The organism is Bacillus sp. BD48 (assembly GCF_046566805.1).
In the GTDB taxonomy this organism is placed as follows: Bacteria; Bacillota; Bacilli; order Bacillales; family Bacillaceae; genus Bacillus; species Bacillus safensis.
The window spans coordinates 127,413-144,655 of record NZ_JANGFM010000002.1 but is presented as its reverse complement, the minus strand read 5'-3'; the positions used below and the strand labels follow the sequence as shown (position 1 = coordinate 144,655).

The window sequence follows — 17,243 nt, the reverse complement described above, 5'->3', positions numbered from 1 at the left end:
CTGATTTGGCAGCTAAAATAAAGGACATTGCAGAAAAAGCAGGCTTATCCATTGCAACGGTATCTCGCGTACTGAACCAAGATCCCAACCTATCTGTCACCGATCAAACACGCGAAAAAGTATATGCCGCCGCAGAAGCTTTGTCCTATCAAAAGAAGACATTCAAACATTCATTAAAAAAAATCGCCTTTCTCTATTGGATGACCGAAAAGGAAGAGCTTGAAGATATTTATTTTAAATCCATTCGACTCGGTATTGAGGAACTCACCAATACTCGGAGCTTAAATGTCACCGCTTACAATCCATCTGATGGGCTTGATTCCATTGATCCTGCTACAGAAGGAATGATCGCCATCGGCCGATTTAAAACGTCAGAGCTTGACCAATTATATGCAATCACTCCGCACATTGTCTTTATTGATACGACGCCAGATGAAGACCGATTTGATTCTGTAAAGCCGAACTTGAAACGAATTGTTGAAAAGATCATCGATTCTTTTATCGAAAAAGAGCACCAATCCATTGGATTCATTGGCGGCACAGACCTTGATCTGAATACGAATGTGCACATTTCAGATATCCGTGAAACGACTTTCCGTGAGTACATGATGACCCGCCATATGCTTGATGAGCGATTGGTCTATATCGGCCACCATTTCTCAGTAGATGAAGGCTATTCGCTGATGATGAAGGCGATTGATGAGCTTGGTGATGATCTGCCCACCGCTTTTTGTGTCGCTAGTGACCCTCTCGCCATCGGCTGCTTACAAGCATTAAATGAGCGCGGATTTCCTCTGCCGAATCGCGTCAGCGTCTTTAGTATCAACGATATTCATGTGTCTCAATATGTGTCGCCGCCGCTCACCACGTATCACATTCACACGTCTTTACTTTGTGAGACAGCGGTTGATTTACTTTTAGAAAGACTTGTGGACGGCAGAACACTACCTAAAACTGTGCTGATTGCCTCAGAGCCTGTCTTTCGGAAAAGCACCATATAAACAAACTGGAAGTCCTGCCAAAGTGGAGGGCTTCTTTTTTCTCTATATGAGTAAAAAATTTTACTTAATAAATTTAATAAAATATGTTTACTTTTTTTACTTAAGTTGATATTCTCACATTAAGAAAGCGTTTTCTTATCATCTGTGAAAAAAGAACGAGAGGGGATTACCAATGAAAAAGGGAAAATGGGCGACATTATCAGCAGTTATTGGTACTGCTGTGCTTCTGCTTTCAGCATGCGGGCCAGGAGATGACAATTCAAGCGGGTCACAGCCAGCATCTACAGGTACAAAGACCTTGCTAGTATGGGAGGATGTCAAAAAGTCTGATGGGATTCAAGACGCTGTAAAAGAATTTGAAAAACAAAACGATGTGAAAATCAAAGTGGTCGAAAAAGCGTATGCCGACCAAATCGAAGCTCTCCGCCTTGATGGAGCAGCCGGGACAGGCCCAGACGTTATCACGATGCCTCACGATCAAATTGGATCAGCCGTCACTGAGGGGCTGTTACAGGAAATCAAACCTGATCAAAAAGTGATCAATTCCTTTACAGACGAATCCATTCAATCACAAACGGTAGACGGCAAGCTGTATGGCCTTCCGAAATCCGTTGAAACGACAGTGCTTTTCTATAACAAAGACCTTGTCAAAAAGGCACCAACTACACTTGAGGGCTGGTATGACCTTTCGAAAAAGCTGACAAAAGACGGGAAATACGGTTTTGTAGCGAAATGGGATGAAATTTACTATGCACAAAGTGTGTTAGGCGGATCAGGGGGCTATATTTTCAAACAGAAAAGCGATGGCTCTTATGATGTCAATGATATTGGTCTGAACAACGATGGCGCCATCGAAGGCGGAGCATACATTCAAAAATTCTTTAGCGAAGGACTTTTCCCGAAAGGCATCATTGGTGAACAAGGAATCAATGTCCTCAACTCCTTATTCACAGAGAAAAAGGCCGCAGCTGTCATTTCTGGTCCATGGTCATTTGGTCCATATAAAGAAGCTGGAATTGACTATGGCGTAACAGAGCTGCCAACACTCCCTAACGGAAAGCATATGAGCTCATTCTTAGGTGTAAAGAGCTACAACGTCTCCTCTTATTCTAAAAATAAAGAACTTGCTGAGAAATTTGTTGAGTTTATCACGAATGAAAAAAATTCGAAGAAGCGATTCGAAGTGACAGAGGAAATTCCACCAGTGAAAAAGCTGATGAAGGATCCAATCATCACAGGAAACACCAATGCGGCTGCTGTTTCAAAACAAACGAAATATGCCACGCTGACACCGAATACCCCTGAAATGGCAGAGGTGTGGAAGCCGATTGACAGCGCATTAGGCCTCATTGCAACCGGCCGGACAGATGTGAAAAAGGCATTTGATGATGCCGTCAATCAAATCGACTCTCAAATCAAAGCAAATCACTCTAAATAATCATCAAACACGGGTAGCCTTTAAGTCTATCAAGCTGCCCGTATTTGATCTAATTTCATATGAAGTAGGTGTTAGACGTGACGGGTAACCTTGAACTAGACCGCACACACATAGTGGAATCAAAGACACACCGGAGACGGGCGCTAATGTTCTCCTTAATACCCGGGATGGGGCAGATTTACAACAAGCAGTACGTCAAAGGGGCACTTTTTTTCCTGTTCGGCGTCTCTTTTTTAATCGTATTTTATGATTTATTCAATATTGGCTTTTGGGGGCTGTTCACACTTGGTACGATGCTGCCTCGTGACAACTCTGTTTTTCTTTTGGCAAAAGGAATTATTGCGCTGTTAACAGCTGGTTTTGGTATCGGCTTTTACGTACTCATGATGCGTGATGCTTTTATGAACGGAAAGAAACGTGATCAAGGGGTTCCGCTCCATTCCATCCGAGCTCAATATCATCAGCTTATCGACCAAGGCTTTCCTTACTTAATGAGCACTCCTGCTTTCTTTTTACTTCTTTTTTCTGTTGTCTTTCCTATTATGTTCAGCTTTGCGCTTGCCTTTACGAACTACGATTTATACCACTCGCCTCCTGCCAATCTGATCGATTGGGTAGGGATCAAGAACTTTCAAAATATCTTTTCCATTGATATTTGGAGAGACACCTTCATTGATGTACTTGGCTGGACCGTCGTATGGACTTTGGCTGCGTCCACCCTTCAATGTGCCATCGGCATCTTTCTAGCAGTTTTGCTCAACCAGAAGGATTTAAAAGGAAAAAGATTTTTTAGAACGATTTTGATTCTTCCTTGGGCTGTTCCAGGTTTTGTGACCATTTTGGTGTTTGCCGGACTGTTCAACGATACATTTGGAGCCATTAACAACACACTTTTTGCATCGATTGGGATTGATCCAAAACCATGGCTGACAGATCCATTTTGGAGCAAAATTGCCCTCATTGCGATGCAGACTTGGCTTGGTTTTCCTTTTGTTTTCATTATGACAACTGGTGTTTTGCAGGCAATTCCAGAGGATCTATACGAAGCTGCGACCATTGATGGGGCAAACTTCTTTCAGAAATTCCGGTCCATCACGTTACCGCTTGTCCTTTATTCCATTGCGCCTATATTAATCACGCAATATACGTTTAACTTTAACAACTTTAATATCATCTACTTATTTAATGGCGGAGGACCGCCTGTGGCTGGCTCAACTGCTGGGGGAACGGACATCTTGGTTTCTTGGATTTACAAACTCACGATGCAGTCTTCTCAATATGCACTCGCTGCCGCTGTCACGATCTTACTTTCAATCTTTGTCATCGCCATTGCACTCTGGCAGTTTAAGAGAACGAATTCATTCAAAGAGGAGGACATGATGTGATATGGGATCAAAACAAAACAAGCTCATTCGCCTGAGCATCACTTATTTTATCCTTTTCATTGCCTCCATTTGTATTCTATATCCACTGCTTTGGACGATTGGTGCTTCTTTTAATCCTGGGAACAGCCTCATGAGTACAAGCATGTTTCCGAAGAATCCAACGTTCAGCCACTTCATCGAGCTGTTCTTCGGTCAGGGAGCACTTTATGCAAAATGGTATTGGAACTCAATGAAGATCAGTATTGCCACAATGGTGTTAACGCTGATTCTTGTCAGTTTTACAGGCTATGCGTTTTCTAGATTCCGCTTCAAAGGACGGAAAAATGGGCTGATGCTCTTTTTGCTGCTGCAAATGATTCCTCAGTTTTCAGCGCTGATTGCGATTTTTGTTCTCGCTCAAATGCTTGGACTCATTAACAGCCACCTTGCCCTGATTTTGATTTATGCAGGTGGACAAATTCCGATGAATACGTATTTAATGAAAGGCTATCTTGATGCGATTCCAAAGGATCTCGATGAATCAGCCAGAATGGACGGCGCAGGGCATTTCCGGATTTTCATCCAAATTATTATGCCGCTCGCTAAGCCCATCTTAGCCGTTGTCGCAATCAACTCATTTACAGGTCCACTGGGTGATTTCATCATTTCCAGTGTCATTGTCCGCTCACCCGAAATGTATACGCTCCCAATCGGTCTGTACAATCTTGTGTCAGATAAAATGGGTGCCAGCTACACGACCTTTGCAGCCGGGGCTTTACTCATTGCAATTCCAGTTGCTTTATTGTTTCTTGTTTTACAAAAACAATTTGTATCCGGCCTTACACAAGGCGGGACAAAAGGATAAGGGGAGATTTGATGAAGAAATGGTTGCTTGTCACTGTTGTCGTTTTCTTTCTGATGGGATTAGGTATTCTGCCTGAAGCAAGGGCCGATACGATTTCTGTGAAACCGATCAATGGCCTGCAAGGTGATTTCATCAAAGGAGCTGATATCTCCATGCTTGCAGAAGTGGAGAGAAGCGGCGGCAGATACTACGATCAGAACGGAAAGCAGGTTGACCCGCTCAAACTATTAAAAGATAAAGGTGTCAACTATGTGCGTATCAGACTGTGGAACCATCCATATGACAATCAAGGCCGTGCCTATAACGGCGGCACAAATGATCTCAACACAGCCATCGCTTTATCGAAACGCGCAAAAGCACAAAACATGAAAGTGCTGCTTGATTTTCACTACAGTGATTTCTGGACTGACCCTGGTAAACAATTCAAACCAAAAGCGTGGGCGTCCCTCTCACAAAACGATTTAGAAAAAGCGGTCGGCACTTACACAGCTGATGTGCTCAAAGCGATGAGAGCGCAAAATGCCTTGCCGAATATGGTTCAGGTCGGGAATGAGTTGAACTCAGGTATGCTGTGGCCAAACGGAAAAAGCTGGGGTGAAGGCGGTGGTGAATTTGACCGGCTCGCTGCTTTACTAAAGGCTGGCACAAATGCCGTCCGCTCTGTCGATTCAAACATCAAAATCATGCTTCACCTTGCGCATGGCGGAGACAATGGTGCATCCCGCTGGTGGTTTGATGAAATCACAAAACGAGGCGTCTCATTCGATACGATCGGTTTATCTTATTACCCGTATTGGGACGGCGGCTTTAGCGGTCTTACGTCCAATATGAATGATATTAGTGCCCGCTATAACAAAGACGTGATCGTGGTGGAAACCGCTTACGGCTTTACGACAGCGAACGGTGACAACCTAGATAACTCATTTAATCAAGACTCTGTCAATACAGCCGGCTATCCCGCCTCACCTCAAGGCCAGGCATCTTTTATACGAGATCTATCCGAAAAGATTTCACAAGTAAACAACAACCGCGGGAAGGGGTTCTTTTATTGGGAGCCGCTTTGGATTCCAGCGCAAGGCGCTCCGTGGTCTAGTCAATACGGGCTGGCTTATATCCAAACAACCGGTACTGTCGGAAATGCGTGGGAAAATCAAGCGATGTTTGATTTCAACGGAAAAGCACTGCCTTCTCTTGATGTATTTAAACAAATGACACCGTAACTAAAAGGATAGGACGTGACAAAATGGGAAAGCGTTACCCACTCGTTCACCCAAATGTGAAAGGCTTTTTGCATGGTGGCGATTATAATCCAGATCAATGGCTCCATATGCCAGAGATCATTGAAGAAGATTTTCGATTAATGAAGCTTGCACACTGTCAAACATTCTCCATCAACATTTTCGCATGGAGTAAGCTAGAGCCAGCAGAAGGTCAGTATGACTTTGCATGGCTGGATGACATCATGGACCGCTTGGCAGCGCAGGGGGCACACGCCATTCTCGCAACGCCAAGCGGGGCAAGACCTGCTTGGCTGTCACAAACATATCCAGAAGTATTGCGCGTCGAAGCGAATCGTCAGCGTAACTTACATGGACTGCGCCACAATCATTGCTTCACCTCTCCGGTTTATCGAGAAAAAACGAATACACTCAACCGGCTGCTGGCGGAACGCTACAAGGATCATCCAGCACTAATCATGTGGCACATTTCGAATGAGTACGGCGGCGAGTGTCATTGCGACCTTTGCCAGGAAGCATTTCGAGACTATTTGAAAGACAAATACAATCATGATCTTGAGGCTTTGAATCAAGCATGGTGGACAGGATTTTGGAGTCACACGTATAGTGATTGGTCACAAATCGAGTCACCTGCACCACACGGGGAGCACATGATTCACGGCATGAACCTGGATTGGAAACGCTTTGTCACAGCACAAACCATCAATTTTTACAAAAATGAAATTGAGCCGCTGCGGGAATTGACGCCTCATATCCCTGTAACCACGAACTTTATGGGCGACTACCCGCATATGCGTCCTTTCCTTGGGCTGGATTATCATCAATTTGCAAAAGAGGTCGATGTGATCTCATGGGATAGCTATCCTGCTTGGCATAGCGGCAGAGAAACAACGGCCGAATTAGCATCAAACGTTGCCTTTGTACATGATTTGTATCGTTCCTTAAAGGACGGACAGCCGTTTCTCGTCATGGAGAGTACGCCTAGCCTTGTGAACTGGCATGAAGTGAACAAGGTCAAACATAAAGGCATGGCACACCTTTCTGCCATGCAAGCAATTGCCCACGGATCAGACTCCGTGCTCTATTTCCAATGGCGGCAAGGCCGAGGCGCCTCTGAAAAATTCCACGGTGCCGTTGTCGATCATTCTGGTCATGAACATACGCGTGTGTTTCAAGAAGTGGCTGATCTAGGGAAACAACTGGAGCAGCTACACCCAATTGCGGGCACATCCGTTCAGCCAGAGGTTGCCATCATTTATGATTGGGAAAATCACTGGGCCATTGATGATGCGCAAGGCTTAAATAATACAAACAAACGCTATGTAGAGGCTTGTCAAACTCACTATCGAAGCTTTTGGAAAAAAGGTATCCCTGTTGACATTGTCGGGATGGAAAAGGATTTCTCATCCTATCGTGTGCTCATTGGGCCAATGCTCTACATGATCAAACCAGGCGTTGCAGAAAAAATTGAAGCCTTTGTCAAAGAGGGCGGCATTTTTATCGCGACTTACTGGAGCGGCATGGTCGACGAAAATGATCTCTGTTTCCTCGGCGGTTTCCCTGGTCCTCTCCGCCATGTACTTGGCATTTGGGCAGAGGAAATCAACACATTGATGCCTGATGAACATGTGTTAATGACTACAGGGCATGGACGCACCTATCATGTCGGACAATACTGCGAATCCATACACCCTGAGACGGCCTCTGTGTTAGGACATTTTGAGAATGGCTGCTACGAAGGACAGCCAGCCCTGACTGTCCGTTCATTAGAAAAAGGGAAAGCATACTATATGGCCTCAGAAAATGAGCAGGCTTTTTATGATGAGTTTTACGAAGACCTTATCGCAGGTATTGGCATACAGCCTGTCCTATCCACTGCAATTCCAGAAGGAGTCAGTGTACAAAAGCGAACAGACGGTACGCAGGACTATGTGTTTTTGATGAATTTTACAGAAGAGCAGCAGAACATGTCTCTAGATTCAGAGGCAAGCTATGAGAATATGCTGACTGGGCAGCAAGTGCCTGAGCAGCTTCAACTTGATCCTTACGAGTACGTCATCTTGAAAAAATAGTTTAAAAGAAGCGTCCATTTATTGGGCGCTTTTTGATTTAAATAAGCCTAAATACCCATATTAAATATGATAAATTTAATCATTATTTTTTATCTAAATTTTTTTGCAATATTTGATACCGTATCACGACTGGTCCCTCCATCCTTTTTTACCATTGTATAGGTATGAAAGCGGTTGCTTCATACTCATATTTTTGATACCCTTTTTTTCAATGCACATGTGGGAATGCATTGGATGAAAAGTACAGACAAATGTAAACGGTTTATTGTAGGGGGAGGGGCTTATGTTAACGTTTGTTGGATTGATGATTATTTTAACGATTGTTGTGCTGCTGATTTGGGGGAAAGCAAGTCCAATTGTCGCCATGGTCATGGTGCCTTTAATAGGGGCGCTCATTGCGGGATTTGGGATCAATGACATTCAAACCTTCTTTGAGGAAGGGATTATCAAAGTATTGCCGGTGGCGACCATGTTTATCTTCGCCATTTTATTTTTTGGCATTTTGCAAGATACAGGGTTCTTTGAACCTGTAATTAAAACTTTAATCAAGCTGACAAAAGGAAATGTTGTCACAGTTGCAATGGGAACTGCTTTGATTGGGGTTATCGCACACTTAGACGGAGCAGGGGCTACGACCTTTTTATTAACTGTACCTGCACTGCTTCCACTTTATAAAAAATTACATATGAGCCCTTATTTACTGCTGTTATTAATCGGGACAAGCGCCGGATTAACCAATATGATTCCATGGGCCGGACCGACTGGACGGGCAGCCAGTGTCCTGAATATGGACCCCTCTGAGCTTTGGGTGCCACTCATACCAATTCAGCTCATTGGCGTTGTGCTCGTGTTAGGAATGGCATTCATTTTAGGAAAAAGGGAAGAAAAACGAATTCGGGTGAAAATTGCTGCAAATGAAATAGCTGCTGTTCAACTAGAAGGCGCTGATTGGGATCGAGCCATTCAATCTATTAGTGAAACTGGAGATGCCTCTTTAAAGCGTTATCATCTCATTTGGGTGAACCTTGTTCTGTTTTTGTGTGTTGTGGTACTTCTCGTATTGAACGTGATGCCTGCTAGTTTTATGTTTATGATTGGCCTGTCACTTGCACTGTTGATTAACTTTCCGAATGTGAATCTGCAAATGGAAAGAATCAAGGCACACGCACCTAGTGCGCTGATGATGGCGGCTGTCATTTTCTCCGCAGGGTCATTTTTAGGAATTCTTGAAGGCACAGGGATGCTAAAAGCCATTGCGGTGGACAGTATTCACATTTTACCAGCCTTCTTACTGCCGTTTTTACATATTATTGTCGGTATGCTTGGAGTACCGCTTGATATGCTGACAAGTACAGACGCCTATTATTACGCCCTTCTGCCAATTGTTGAATCCATTACATCTGAAGTTGGCGTACCAGGCACTTCTGCGGCATATGCCATGATGATTGGGAACATCATCGGAACCTTTGTCAGCCCGCTGGCTCCCGCTGTTTGGCTCGCGGTAGGTCTTGCAGGGGTTGATATGGGGAAACACATCCGCTACTCCTTCTTTTGGATGTGGGGATTCAGTATTATCCTTCTGTTCGTAGCGATGCTGATTGGCATCATTTAAAAAGAAAGACATGCGCTGATATGCGCATGTCTTTTCTATCATTATGAAGGATATTCACTTGTGTGAATGTCTGTTTTCGGCTTTCTAATAAGAGACATCAACCCAATGATAAACAATAGAACCATTGGAGCAAATGCAAGGCCAACTGTTCCAATTAAAAGAGTCACAGCAGAAACCAAGAAGAGAATACCTGAAAGCACGGCACGGCGGTCTGTTTTCAAAAGAATCACACCGACAATCGACAGCACAGCCGCAATTGCGGAAACGATCATAAACTGAGTACCAAATGCATTGACAGAAGCTTGAAGCGTTTCAATCGGCAAGGTTTCTCCTTCCTCTTGTAACACTTCATTGATTTCATCATAAAATGATGGACCCACAGAAAGGATTAATGCCCCAAACCCAACACCAATGGCATTGAGGACAATGCTGATAATCCCCATAATTTTTTCACCTTTACGTTTAATCATGTGTAAACCTCCTAAAAAATTTAATTAACCTGTTTTCACTTCACGTTTTTGGAAGACGATTAAGGCAATGGCCAAGAAAATAGCCCAATAGATGACTAGGACCGTTAGTGAGAATCCTAGAGACATACCTTCGATAAGAGTAACCTGTTCCATAAAGTATTGGGATGGATCGTTTGCAAATAACAGATATTTTGACCAATCAAAGAAGAGCATTAAAATACCTGTGACTGATCCACCCACAATATACGCTAACACACTAATGGCAATGGAGATAGCTTCACTTCTAAACACTGTAGAAATGGCGAACGAAAGGGTTCCCAAAACGACAAACATTGCACAATGAGCGAGATAATAATAGACCATATTGGCAAACTGTGAACGTTCAATCACTTCACCATTTTGATACACCAAATTCACATAATCAGTGTTAAGTCCAAAGAAAATAGCACCCAATATGAATGACAAAATAAATAGCACCCCAACAAGTAAAAGAGCATACAGCTGCACCGTAATATATTTAGATATTAGGATCTTTAGCCTTGATGGTGGACGAATCAATAATAATTTAATTGTACCATGCTTGTATTCAGCCGACACAATGGTGGAAGCAATAATGATCACAAACACACCGACTAGCTGAAGTAAATTGGCGTTTGTTTTCACATAATCCCATACACTGTGGCTAAACTGATCAGCTGGCGGCAAATTATGCTTGATTCGATAATCATTAATAGCGATCTCTTTTTCAAGCTGTCTTTTAAAGAAACCATTCTCTGTCTCTTTGAGCTCCTTCTTGTTTTCCTTATTCATCATTTCTAGCTGAGTTTTCCAATCACCTGAAGCTTGATCTTTGTCATTTGTTTTCACTACAAAGATCAGCGTGGCAACCATACCTAACACAAGAAGCCCAACCATAATCCAAGTACCAACACGATAACTGATTTTCATCCACTCGTTTTGAATGAGGCGAATCATACGTCTGCCTCCTTTTTACCTGTTAAGCTTAAGAACTTATCTTCTAAGGTTTGTTTTTCGATTTTGATTTCGTACAAATGAATAGACGCGCTGATCAAATGACGGATTAATTCTGGCATTTTTTCTTCTGGCATAGAGAAGAATAAGTACTGCTCCTCTTCTCTTACAGTGACGCTTTCCTCAAATGCTTCAATGAGCTTCTGTGCTTCTTCAAGCTCCCCGGCTGCTACCTTCATTCGATAATTAACCAAATCATCCTGCTTCGTTTCAGCACGCTGATCCTCAATGGCAATCAGCTTTCCGGTTTGGATAATCGCAAAGCGATCACACATCAATTCCATCTCTGACATGAGGTGACTTGAAACAATAACAGCCAGCCCTTCTTCCTTCGCAAGCCTTCTCAAGTAATCTCGGATCATTCGAATTCCCTCAGGATCAAGTCCATTGGTCGGCTCATCTAAGATTAGCAGTTTCGGTCTATGTATGAGTGCCTGCGCAATGCCCAATCGCTGTTTCATTCCTAATGAAAACGTACGAACACGCTTATGTTTCACATGCTGTAAGCTCACTAGTTCTAACAGCTCATCAATTCGTCCTTCGTCCACTTTCCCATTCATTCTGGCAAAGTGAACAAGATTTTGTCTTGCCGTTAAATGATTATACATTTCCGGGTTTTCAATAATGGCACCGACATCTTGGATGGCATGCTGATAGGAGGTTTGAATACTATGGCCATTAATCAGAATATCACCAGATGTAATGGGAGAAAGACCGACCATCATACGAATGGTTGTGGTTTTCCCTGCACCATTTGGTCCTAAGAAGCCAAAGACTTCGCCCGCTTGGACAGAAAAGCTCAAGTCTTGAACAATCTTTTTCCCGCGAATATGTCTAGATACATTATGCAGTTCTAAAACGTTCGTCACGTTACCTCTCCTTCTTTGTCTAAGTATCATCTATCATTCTATTTCCTGATAAACACCATGATCCGTCAAAAATAGAAGAACACTTCCATATGGTACAGCAATGCCCAAAAGTTGTGAAGGGGATTAGCCGAAATTTACCGAATCATCTGCCTTTTTTAAGGTAGGGTTAAGAAAACTGCGGGTTTTTATGTGAAAAGAGGCTTGATTTTTTAAAAAATGAACCTTTTTCAACAGGTATATATGTATGGAATTTCGTTTGAGATTATTCCTTTCACCTATAAATAAAGAAAAGAGGCCTCTTACTGACAGCCTCCTTTCATACATTATATCTTTTTCACAAACTCAGATTTTAATTTCATTGCACCAAAACTAGGAATTTTACAATCAATGTTATGATCGCCTTCAACTAAACGAATGCCTTTGACCTTCGTTCCTATTTTCAAAACGGATGATGAGCCTTTTACTTTTAGGTCTTTAATGACAGAGACCGTGTCCCCATCACTTAACAGGTTCCCATTCGCATCTTTGACAACAAGCTGTTCCTCTGACGCTTGTTCTTGTTCAAGTGACCATTCATGCGCACATTCAGGGCAAATCAGCAAACTGCCGTCCTCGTATGTATAAGGTGAGCTGCACGAAGGACAATTCGGTAGATTAGACATTTTTGTTTCCTCCAACTTTCTACATCATTTATATTGATTTTACCACATTTCTATAGATGGAATGTGATAGAAAAGGAAACATTTTTCATCGTTTACTCCTTTCTTCCAATTTCTAACGCAGCCGCGATATTCCGAGCCGTTCTCTCTACATGAAGATTCGCATCTTGTATCGCCTCAGAAAGAGAGGTAATACCTGGAACGATACTAAACAGTGCATCAATTCCATGATCGTGTACGACTGCACTATCTTTTGCTAGAGAGCCTGCGATGCCAATCACAGGCAAATGATACTTCTTCGCTGCTTTGGCTACGCCTATTGGCGTTTTTCCATAAATGGTCTGCCGGTCAATTCGGCCTTCTCCCGTAATGACAAGGTCTGCCTCCTTGATGACGTCATCAAAATGAACAGCCTTCAGCACAATATCGATTCCTCTTTGCAAATCGGCTTGTAAAAAGCCTAATAAACTCGCACCAAGTCCTCCTGCCGCTCCTGCCCCTGCTGCCTTTCCAAAGGATACATTGAATTGCTCTTCAGCTACTTGTGCAAAATGAGCCAGGTTCTTGTCTAACACTTGAACCATTTCTTCATCTGCTCCCTTTTGAGGGCCGAAGACAGCAGACGCTCCTCTCTCACCTGTTAAAGGATTATCCACATCACAAGCCGCCTCCAGACGGACGGATTGTAGTCTTGGATCGAGTCCAGATAAATCAATTGAAGCTAATTGATGAAGTGCCCCGCCGCCTGGCGTCAGGGAATGTCCTGTTTTATCAAGGAAAGCTGCACCTAATCCTTGCATCATCCCAACACCGCCATCATTTGTTGCACTTCCGCCAAGCCCAATCATCACATGCTTCGCTCCTTTATCCAGCGCTGCAAGTATTAATTCTCCAGTTCCTCTTGATGTGGTCCATAACGGATTACGTTTTTCTGGCGGAACAAGATGTAACCCAGAGGCTGCGGCCATCTCTATGACAGCAGTCTGACCATCTCCTAACATGCCAAAAAAGGCATCCACAGGCTCACCAAGCGGGCCCGTGACCACTTGATTAACAATATGCCCGCCCGTCGCATCAACCAACGATTGAACAGTGCCTTCTCCTCCATCTGCCATGGGCAGTTTGATATACTCCGCGTTTGGCAAAATAGAACGAAATCCTCGTTCAATGGCACATGCTGTCTCATAAGCAGACAAACTTTCTTTAAATGAATCTGGTGCGATCACAATTTTCATCCTAAAGCCCCTCTTTTCTTATCATGTTCTTAGCCAAACAGCTGGAAAACGCCAAAAATAATGGTCGATACAACGGTTAACGTCAAACCGATTAACGATTCAAAAGGCATGAGCTTCAAACGCTCTTTGATATCCATTTGAACACTTCCTGCTGTTGCATGGAAAAAGCTCCCGTGCGGCATATGGTCAAGCACTGTTGCGCCAGCATGAATCATGGCTGCCCCTGAAAGAGCAGATACACCAAGCCCAATCAGCGTTCCGCTAAATACACCACTTGCTACCGCTGTTCCTGCTGTTGTCGAAGCGGTCGCGGCTGACATAAATATCCCTGAAGTTGGCGCAAGTAAATATGGAGGTAAACCCGAGGCATCCAGTGCCTGAATAAACACCTCTTTTAAGGACGAATTCGATACGATTCCTGCTAGTGTACCTGTCCCTAATAACATGATCGCGACACCTGACATTTTATGGAGCCCCGACATCGCATAATCATTGAGAAATTTCCCTTTTTTCATGAAAAGAGCACCTACAATCCCTCCAATCGGTAAGGCGATCATTGGGTCTATATTGATTTGAAAAAGCGGTCTTAAAGCCAACAATAAAATGGTAACCAGCGGACCAGCCAGTGCTTGAAAAAAAGCAGGTATTTGAACTTTACTTTGCCCGGTTTCCTCTTCAAGAACGGGCGTCCCTTTGTTTGCAAGCTTTTTAGCTAATACATATGTAACAGCCAACCCGAACACAGCCGGAATGACACCTGCAGCCATCATTGAAGTCAGAGGTACACCAAAAGCGTCTGAAGCGGCAATAGCATTCGGATTCGGTGACATGATATTTCCTGCCTTCCCGCCTCCAATCATAGCAAGGAGAATCCCCGTTTTTGAGAGCTTTGCGCGTTTGGCAATGGCAATGGCGATTGGCGCCACCGTAATAACTGCAACATCTACAAAAACGCCCACTGTTGTTAAAATCATCGTTGCAAGTGCGAGTGCTAATAGTGCCCTCGCCTCTCCAAGCCTTTTCACGATGGCCTCAGCGATAGATAACGCTGCACCCGACTCTATGAGAACACCAGCCAGTACACCTGCGGCCATAATTCTAAGAACAGCCGGAATCATGTCCTTAGCACCTTCCATCATGACGTTGACCGTCTGAACAATGTCTACACCGCCAACCAAACCGCCTATGAATGCACCTGCCAGCATGCCATAAGCTGGTGATACTTTTTTTAGAATGAGAACAATCGCGATCACAAGCGCCGCCATGGCTCCCAGAGTACTTACCGTCACATCTCCACTCATCCTCAATCCCCCTAAAAATATCTTTCTCCAATTGTAAGCGTTTACCAAAGGGGATTGTGTTGTGAATTCGGATGAACTTTTTTCATTTATCACTCTACTCAATTGTGCATTTGCACAATCAAGATAGTTGATTCATTAGCTGCGCCATATAAAGCTCGATTAACTGTTTTACATGACGAAGGTCTTTTCCGGTCAATCCTTGAATTTTGTCTAAACGATAACGCAATGTATTCCGATGAATAAATAAACGATCAACAATTCTTTGCAAATCACCGCCCTCTTCAATGTAAACCCTTAATGTATGAGCGAGCTCTGCTTCTTGTGTCAAAGGCTTGTAAAAGTCAGTCCATCGACTTTTCTTTTCAGCAATTCCCGCCATCATGAATAAGCTTTCCAGCTGATATGACTCAAAGGAATACATACTTTCTTCAGGATCAAGAGCCCTTCCTAACCTCAGGGCATCTCTCGCATGCTGAAAAGAAATGGGCAGCTGGCTGATGTCGTCAGCGACAGTCCCTATCCCCACTAACACTTGGACTCCTACTGCTCTTTGCATTGTTCTTTGCAGATGACCTGTCACCTGCTTTAATCGATGTTCAGGTATTGGCTGACTTAAAAGAATCAATTCATGACAAAAGGTCATGCCAAGTAAATCATCCGCCTTCTTATCATATTGAATCGCATGCATTAATTTATGAACAGCATCCTCTGAGGATGGAACTGGCTGAAAAACAATAGCCATTCGGCGCTTGTCTAAGTCCATACCCAGCCAAGCAGCTCGATTTTTTAACTGATGATCCCCAGCATCAGAATATGAAATCAACTGATTGACAATTTCACTTTCTAGTCGATGACGCCATTGAACCCGCTCAAGCAGAAAAGATTGCTCTAACACCAGTTCAGCTGCCATCTTCACCAGCTCGGCATGATGCCGAATGTCCTCTGGCTCACCAGTAATCCCAATCACACCAACTACTTGTTCATGGAAGCAAATAGGCAAGTTGATCCCGGGTCTCACTCCTTCTAAGCGCAAGGAGGTCTCCTGGTCAATTTCCACACTGTTCCCGCTTGTCAGCACAAGTCGTGCACCATCATGTTTCTGGCCAATCCTGTTTCGTTCACCAGAACCAATAATGACACCATCTGCATTCATCACATTGATGTTTTTATGTAAAATATGCATCGTACGTTCAACCATTTCTTGAGCCAATTCACTGGTCAAAAATTGCATTTTCCATCTCCCCCGAAGGTTTTTTCATTCAATGTATCATAGTGACATTGCACAATAAATACAAAGTGTTCAAAAATCAGCTGTTGACAAAGGTACGTTGAAAAGTGTTTAATCAAACCAAAGACCGACCGATAGTCTAGTTAAAAGAAAGGATGGCTTTATGAGAACCCTTAAACATCCTGAGGAACGTAAAAATGACATATTAAACGCAGCAGAAGCACTTTTTTCAACCAAAGGCTATCAGAAAACAACGATTATTGACATATTAAAAGCCGTTGGCATTGCAAAAGGCACCTTTTACTACTACTTTTCATCCAAAGAAGAAGTAATGGATGCCATTATTGACAGGATCATCAAAGAAGATATTATCGTGGCAAAGCGTATTGCGGCTGAGCCGGACCTTCCCGTCGTTGACAAACTATTTCGTATCATCATGGCGCAATCACCTCAGCAAGGAAGCCATAAACAGGGCATGATCGATCAGTTCCATCAGCCTTCTAATGCAGAAATGCATCAAAAAAGCTTAATCAAAGCCATTAAAGAACTATCACCAGTGTTGGCAGATGTTATTCAGCAAGGTGTAGAGGAAGGGACATTCAAAACGAAGTATCCGCAAGAGACGGTTGAATTCCTTCTTGCTTCTGCACAGGTCATATTTGATGAAGGCCTGTTTCAATGGACAGCCGAAGAAAGTATACAACGCGCTTTAGCTTTTATCGATATACTCGAATCCTCATTACATGCAGAAAAGGGGAGCTTTTCCTTCCTGCTGAAGCGATTATCTGGAGAGCTGGATGAAAATAATCAGTGATTGGTCACTTCAATACCAATCCTGCATACATTATAGACTGACGGT

General features: G+C 43.3%; 15 protein-coding genes. 8 read left to right on the top strand and 7 right to left on the bottom strand.

Translation table 11 applies throughout. From position 1 onward, the window contains the following. The first annotated feature begins 5 nt into the window (after positions 1-5). The 7 genes from ACLGGR_RS05740 (at position 6) to ACLGGR_RS05710 (ending at position 9,590) form a co-directional block, all read left to right on the top strand. The gene (locus tag ACLGGR_RS05740) at positions 6-1,001 is read left to right on the top strand and encodes a LacI family DNA-binding transcriptional regulator (protein WP_410972675.1); all 996 of its coding nucleotides are present in this window, start codon (positions 6-8) and stop codon (positions 999-1,001) included. A gap of 172 nt (positions 1,002-1,173) precedes the next feature. Next, entirely contained in the window at positions 1,174-2,439 is a 1,266-nt protein-coding gene (gene ganS / locus ACLGGR_RS05735) for a galactooligosaccharide ABC transporter substrate-binding protein GanS (protein WP_410972674.1), read from the top strand. Between the two features lie 146 nt (positions 2,440-2,585). Next, positions 2,586-3,824, top strand: coding sequence for a carbohydrate ABC transporter permease (locus tag ACLGGR_RS05730; RefSeq protein WP_251216307.1), 1,239 nt, complete (start codon positions 2,586-2,588; stop codon positions 3,822-3,824). A 1-nt stretch (position 3,825) separates the two neighbouring features. Next, positions 3,826-4,668 carry a sugar ABC transporter permease gene (locus ACLGGR_RS05725; protein ID WP_410972673.1) on the top strand — a complete coding sequence of 281 codons (843 nt, stop codon included), beginning with the start codon at positions 3,826-3,828 and terminating at the stop codon, positions 4,666-4,668. Positions 4,669-4,679: 11 nt separating this feature from the next. After that, positions 4,680-5,888, top strand: a complete 1,209-nt coding sequence (locus ACLGGR_RS05720) for a glycoside hydrolase family 53 protein (protein WP_410972672.1) — start codon at positions 4,680-4,682, stop codon at positions 5,886-5,888. A 23-nt stretch (positions 5,889-5,911) separates the two neighbouring features. Further along, positions 5,912-7,978, top strand: coding sequence for a beta-galactosidase (locus ACLGGR_RS05715; protein WP_410972671.1), 2,067 nt, complete (start codon positions 5,912-5,914; stop codon positions 7,976-7,978). A 283-nt stretch (positions 7,979-8,261) separates the two neighbouring features. Continuing rightward, positions 8,262-9,590, top strand: a complete 1,329-nt coding sequence (locus tag ACLGGR_RS05710) for a CitMHS family transporter (RefSeq protein WP_024427570.1) — start codon at positions 8,262-8,264, stop codon at positions 9,588-9,590. A gap of 41 nt (positions 9,591-9,631) precedes the next feature. On the opposite strand, the gene ACLGGR_RS05705 is transcribed toward ACLGGR_RS05710, so the two are convergent. The 7 genes from ACLGGR_RS05705 to ACLGGR_RS05675 all read right to left on the bottom strand — a co-directional run bounded on the left by ACLGGR_RS05705 (position 9,632) and on the right by ACLGGR_RS05675 (position 16,387). Continuing rightward, positions 9,632-10,060 carry a DUF4064 domain-containing protein gene (locus ACLGGR_RS05705; protein ID WP_340868914.1) on the bottom strand — a complete coding sequence of 143 codons (429 nt, stop codon included), beginning with the start codon at positions 10,058-10,060 and terminating at the stop codon, positions 9,632-9,634. Positions 10,061-10,084: 24 nt separating this feature from the next. Next, entirely contained in the window at positions 10,085-11,035 is a 951-nt protein-coding gene (locus ACLGGR_RS05700; RefSeq protein ID WP_410972670.1) for an ABC transporter permease, read from the bottom strand. Continuing rightward, entirely contained in the window at positions 11,032-11,961 is a 930-nt protein-coding gene (locus ACLGGR_RS05695) for an ABC transporter ATP-binding protein (RefSeq protein ID WP_251216211.1), read from the bottom strand. The genes ACLGGR_RS05700 and ACLGGR_RS05695 overlap by 4 nt, the downstream gene beginning before the upstream one ends. A gap of 323 nt (positions 11,962-12,284) precedes the next feature. Beyond that, on the bottom strand, positions 12,285-12,623 hold the full coding sequence (locus tag ACLGGR_RS05690; RefSeq protein ID WP_251216213.1) for a zinc ribbon domain-containing protein YjdM: 339 nt from the start codon (positions 12,621-12,623) through the stop codon (positions 12,285-12,287). 92 nt (positions 12,624-12,715) lie between these two features. Continuing rightward, complete coding sequence (locus ACLGGR_RS05685) at positions 12,716-13,855, bottom strand: glycerate kinase (protein ID WP_410972669.1); 1,140 nt, start codon at positions 13,853-13,855, stop codon at positions 12,716-12,718. Between the two features lie 29 nt (positions 13,856-13,884). Further along, positions 13,885-15,156 (bottom strand): GntP family permease, encoded by a 1,272-nt coding sequence (locus ACLGGR_RS05680; RefSeq protein ID WP_323649315.1) that lies wholly within the window; start codon positions 15,154-15,156, stop codon positions 13,885-13,887. 118 nt (positions 15,157-15,274) lie between these two features. After that, entirely contained in the window at positions 15,275-16,387 is a 1,113-nt protein-coding gene (locus ACLGGR_RS05675) for a CdaR family transcriptional regulator (protein ID WP_410972668.1), read from the bottom strand. A gap of 160 nt (positions 16,388-16,547) precedes the next feature. Between ACLGGR_RS05675 and ACLGGR_RS05670 the strand changes: the two genes are divergently transcribed. Then, positions 16,548-17,198, top strand: coding sequence for a TetR/AcrR family transcriptional regulator (locus tag ACLGGR_RS05670; RefSeq protein ID WP_142946091.1), 651 nt, complete (start codon positions 16,548-16,550; stop codon positions 17,196-17,198). The last annotated feature ends 45 nt before the right edge of the window (positions 17,199-17,243 follow it).